The organism is Oscillibacter sp. UBA6647 (genome assembly GCA_002455655.1).
In the GTDB taxonomy this organism is placed as follows: domain Bacteria; phylum Bacillota; class Clostridia; order Oscillospirales; family Oscillospiraceae; genus Oscillibacter.
This window is the reverse complement of the sequence record DKLF01000016.1, coordinates 998-6,006: the sequence shown is the minus strand read 5'-3', so window position 1 is coordinate 6,006 and position 5,009 is coordinate 998. Positions and strand designations below refer to the sequence as shown.

Genomic DNA, 5,009 nt, shown 5'->3' with positions numbered 1-5,009 from the left:
ACAGACCACGGACCTCCATTGCCTGTGCAATCCGGCTGAAATGATTCATAAAAACCTTCCTTTCATCCACGAGGGCAGAATGCTTAGTTCACCTGTGGGCGGGCCTTAGACCTGCTGTTCCGCGGCGGCCTGTACGAAGCCGTAAAACAGGGGATGGGGCCGGTCGGGCCGGCTCTTAAACTCCGGGTGGAACTGCGCGCCCACAAACCAGGGATGCTCGGGAAGCTCCACAATTTCCACCAGCCTGCCGTCAGGGGACAGGCCCGCCAGCTTCATGCCCCGGGCCTCCAGCTCCGCGCGGCAGGCGTTGTTAAACTCGTACCGGTGCCGGTGGCGCTCCGAAATCTCTTCCGTGCCGTATAGCGCGTGGCTGCGGGTACCGTTCGTCAGCACGCAGGGGTATTTTCCAAGGCGCATGGTGCCGCCCTTTTCCGTCACGTTCACCTGATCGGGCATCAGGGCAATGACAGGGTAGGACGTGGTTTCCGAAAACTCGGAGGAGTTTGCGTCGGTTTTTCCCACAACGTGACGGGCAAACTCGATGACCGCCATTTGCATCCCAAGGCAGATGCCGAAGAAAGGCACGCCGTTCTCCCGGGCGTACCGCACAGCGGCGATCATTCCCTCAATCCCCCGGTCGCCAAAGCCGCCGGGAACCAGAACGCCTGCGCAGCCCGCAAGAAGTTCCCGCGCGTTTTCCTCTGTCACCGTTTCGGAGTCGATCCAGCGGATATCCACCACAGCGCTGTTTGCAATGCCAGCGTGGTTCAAAGACTCCACAACGGAGAGATACGCGTCGTGAAGCTGGGTATATTTCCCCACCAGCGCAATTTCCACCCGCTGCTTGGCGGCCTTTTCCCGCCGGACCATGGCGGCCCACTCCCGCAGGTCGGGCTGGGGCGTAATCAGCCCGAGGCGGCGGCAAACCGCCTCGTCCAGCCCTTCCTTCTGAAGCAGAAGAGGAACCTCATACAGCGTCTGAGCCGTGGCGTTTTGAATCACGCAGTCGGGGCTTACGTTGCAGAACAGGGCAATTTTCCGGCGCATGTCATCGCTGATGGGCGTGTCGCTTCGGCACACCAGAATGTCCGGCTGAATGCCCAAGGACAAAAGCTCCTTCACGGAGTGCTGGGTGGGCTTGCTTTTCAGCTCGCCGCTGCCGGGAATTTGAACGATGAGGGGCACATGGATGAATACGACGCTGCCCTGCGGCTGCTCCGCGGCCACCTGACGGATGGCTTCCAGAAAGGGCTGGGATTCAATGTCGCCCACGGTGCCGCCGATTTCGCAGATGACCACGTCCACCTCTTCGTCGGCCATGGCGTAGATACGTGCCTTGATTTCGTCAGTGATGTGGGGGATGATCTGCACTGTGGCGCCCAGATAGTCTCCCCGGCGCTCCCGGTTTAAAACGGACCAGTAGATTTTGCCGGAGGAGACGGAGGCGTTCCCCGTCAGCGTCTCGTCCACAAACCGCTCGTAATGGCCTAGGTCCAGATCCGTCTCCGCCCCATCGTCGGTGACGAAGACCTCGCCGTGCTGATAGGGGCTCATGGTGCCGGGGTCCACATTGATATAAGGGTCAAATTTCTGGTTTCGCACCCGCACGCCCCGCTGCTTCAAAAGCCGACCCAGGGACGCGGCGCAGATGCCCTTCCCAAGGCCCGACACCACACCGCCGGTCACAAATACAAATTTTGTCGCCATAGCCGTTCACCTGTTCCTTTCCGATTGTTCCGTTTTCCCGTCTTTCCGCCTGAAAAAATAAAAATACCGTGGATAGCTTGCGGTGAAGGGGCCCCAGTTTACAAGGGCTTCAGCGCAATCCACGGTCTGCGGTCTTTGATTTTTGGGGCGGGTCCACACGCGTCTTCCCGCCGCGGATCGCTGCTCCAAACCGACGGAGCGCGGCGCTCTGCCCGCCGGGGCGCACTGTAAAAATACGTTATACTTATATCGCATTCCGGCCCACTTGTCAACGAGGAGCGAGAATTTCCCGGTGTTTTTTTAAATTCGTAAAAATAAGAAAAAAATCTTTAATCTATTTTATGTAAAATGACAATTGAATTTAGCTGTTTAAAGCTATATACTGTAAAAGAAATTTGAAATGTCGGGTCAGTAGATGGCAGAAAGGAGCGCTATCCCATGAACAGAAATCTGATTGCCTGCGTCTCCTTCCGCTACTTTACCAAGGTCCGCTTTGCGGGCCGTTATTGCACTGCTTTAAAGTGGAAAGCCGACTGAAAGACCGAGTTTTGCTTTTTTGTATGGAAGGCGGCTCCGTCCTTTGGACGGGGCCGTTTTTTATAGCTTTGAGGTCTGATTTGGACTTCAAACCGATTTGTTTTTGAGATGAAAGGAAGTATTTCGCATGAAAAAGAAGCTGTTCTCTCTTGCTCTGGCCTGCGCCATGGCGCTGGGCCTCGCCGCCTGCGGACAAACCGCTCCCGCCGGCTCCGCCTCCGCATCCGGTTCGGCCGCCGCATCGGGCGGCAAAAAGGTCTATCAGGTGGGCGTGATTCAGTTGGTGCAGCACCCCGCGCTGGACGCCGCCACGCAGGGCTTTCAGGATGTTTTAAAGGAGAAGCTGGGCGATCAGGTAACGATTAACGTGCAGAACGCGGCCAACGACTCTGCCACCTGCTCCACCATGGCCACCCAGATGGTTTCCTCCAACGTGGACCTGATTATGGCAAACGCAACCCCCGCCCTTCAGGCGGCGGCTTCCGCCACCAGTGAGATTCCCATTCTGGGGACCTCCGTCACGGAGTACGGCGTGGCCCTGAGCATCGACAATTTTAACGGCACCGTGGGCGGCAACATTTCCGGCACCTCCGACCTGCCCCCGCTGGACCAGCAGGCCGCCATGGTCACCGAGCTGGTGCCGGGCGCTAAGACCGTCGGCATTCTGTACTGCTCCGGCGAGCCCAACTCCGTCTATCAGGCCGAGGTGGTGAAGACCGAGCTTGAGAAGGCGGGCCTCACCGTGAACACCTATACCTTTGCGGACTCCAACGACGTGGCCGCCGTCACCACCACTGCCTGCAACGAAAGCGACGTGCTTTACATCCCCACCGACAACACCGCCGCAAGCTGCACCGAGGCCATCAACAACGTGGCCCAGCCCGCGGGCGTGCCCATCATTGCCGGCGAGGAGGGTATCTGCAAGGGCTGCGGCATCGCCACGCTCTCTATCGACTACTATGAGCTGGGCCGCACCACCGGTGAGATGGCCGTGAAGATTCTCACCGGTGAGAGCGATATCTCCACCATGCCCATTGAGTACTATCCCAGCCCTGTGAAGAAGTACGATGCGGACCGCGCCGCGGCGCTGGGCATCACCATCCCTGACGGGTATACCGCCATCGAGGGCTAAAAAAGTCCTGTAACTGCCGATTTTCCCGCCCGGGCGCAAGGGCCTTTGCCTCCGGGCGGGGAATCGACAGCGGAGGAATGGGGTGTCGACGCCCCATTCCCCTGCTGCCGAGGAAAATGACTGAAAAGAGGAGAAAACCATGGAACTCGCGGCATATTTTGCTTCGCTGGACCCGGTCAATTTGCTGAAAAGCCTGCCCGGCGGCGTGGCGCAGGGAATTGTCTGGGGCGTGATGGCGCTGGGCGTGTACATCACCTTTCGTCTGCTGGACATCGCCGATCTGACGGTGGACGGTTCCTTCACCACCGGCGGCGCGGTGACTGCCATGCTAATTCTGGGGGGCTGGCCTGCTTGGGCGGCGGTGCTGGCTGCGATTCTCGCCGGGGTGTTGGCGGGGCTTTGCACCGGACTGCTTCATACGCGGTTTGGCATCCCGGCAATTCTGGCGGGAATCCTGACACAGTTCGCACTGTATTCTATCAATCTGCACATTATGGGGATGGCGGCCAACAAATCCGTAAATCCCGATAAATTCCCCGTTTTTATTACCTCCCGCCATGTTCCCACCGCGATTTTGACAGGACTGGCCATTGCGGCGGTGATTGTGGCGGTGCTGTATTGGTACTTTGGCACGGAGCAGGGCAGCGCTGTCCGCGCCACCGGCTCCAACCCCGCCATGAGCCGCGCGCTTGGCATCAACATCGACTCCATGAAGGTGCTGGGCCTTGGCCTGTCCAATGGGCTGGTGGCGCTGGCTGGGGGACTGATGACCCAGTATCAGGGCTTTGCGGACGTGAATATGGGCCGGGGCGCCATTGTCATCGGCCTTGCCGCCGTGATTATCGGCGAGGTGGTGTGTGCCGCGATTTTCCGCAAGGGAACAAATTTCGGGGTGCGGCTGGGCTTTATCATCGCGGGCGGCGTGCTGTACTATGCGGTGATGACCCTGATTTTGTGGCTGAAGCTGAATTCCAACGACCTGAAGCTGTTCACGGCCATTATCGTGGCGGTGTTTTTGGCCGTGCCCTATTTGCAGGCACAGGCCAAAAGCTCTTTCAAGCTGGCAGGCCGGCGGGGCAGAGCCGCAGGGAAGGAGGAGAGCAAGCATGCTTGACATCAACCATATCTGCAAGACCTTTAACCCCGGCACCATCAACGAAAAAAAAGCCCTTCAGGGCCTTGACCTCCACCTTGGCGAGGGGGATTTTGTCACCGTCATTGGCGGCAACGGCGCGGGCAAGTCCACCATGCTCAACGCGGTGGCGGGCGTGTGGCCCGTGGATCAGGGGAGCATCCTCATCGACGGGACGGACGTGACCGGCCTGCCGGAATTTCGCCGCGCGCCCTTTATCGGGCGGGTATTCCAAGACCCCATGATGGGCACGGCCCCCAATATGCAGATTGAGGAAAATCTGGCCCTTGCCTATCGCCGGGGACAGAAGCGGGGCCTTAGGTGGGGCGTGACGAAAAAGGAGAGGACCTTTTACCGGGAACGGCTGGAAATTCTGGGCCTTGGCCTGGAAGACCGGATGACCGTGAAGGCAAGTCTTCTGTCCGGCGGACAGCGTCAGGCATTGACGCTGCTGATGGCCGCCCTGCAAAAGCCGAAGCTCCTGCTGCTGGACGAACATAC

General features: G+C 59.0%; 4 protein-coding genes. 3 read left to right on the top strand and 1 reads right to left on the bottom strand.

What is annotated here, in order from left to right:
- Positions 1-105: 105 nt before the first annotated feature.
- Positions 106-1,707 (bottom strand): CTP synthase, encoded by a 1,602-nt coding sequence (locus B2W96_RS01375; protein WP_293007796.1) that lies wholly within the window; start codon positions 1,705-1,707, stop codon positions 106-108.
- 664 nt (positions 1,708-2,371) lie between these two features.
- Between B2W96_RS01375 and B2W96_RS01370 the strand changes: the two genes are divergently transcribed.
- The 3 genes from B2W96_RS01370 to B2W96_RS01360 all read left to right on the top strand — a co-directional run.
- Positions 2,372-3,376, top strand: a complete 1,005-nt coding sequence (locus tag B2W96_RS01370) for an ABC transporter substrate-binding protein (RefSeq protein ID WP_293007794.1) — start codon at positions 2,372-2,374, stop codon at positions 3,374-3,376.
- Between the two features lie 139 nt (positions 3,377-3,515).
- Entirely contained in the window at positions 3,516-4,490 is a 975-nt protein-coding gene (locus tag B2W96_RS01365) for an ABC transporter permease (protein WP_293007792.1), read from the top strand.
- Positions 4,483-5,009 (top strand): ABC transporter ATP-binding protein (locus B2W96_RS01360; protein WP_293007790.1); only part of this gene is annotated, 527 nt, incomplete at its 3' end. The genes B2W96_RS01365 and B2W96_RS01360, both read left to right, overlap by 8 nt.

Coding starts and splice junctions, on each gene's coding strand:
- B2W96_RS01375 (WP_293007796.1), bottom strand. CDS start 1,707: ATGGCGACAAAATTTGTATTTGTGACCGGCGGTGTGGTGTCGGGCCTT.
- B2W96_RS01370 (WP_293007794.1), top strand. CDS start 2,372: ATGAAAAAGAAGCTGTTCTCTCTTGCTCTGGCCTGCGCCATGGCGCTG.
- B2W96_RS01365 (WP_293007792.1), top strand. CDS start 3,516: ATGGAACTCGCGGCATATTTTGCTTCGCTGGACCCGGTCAATTTGCTG.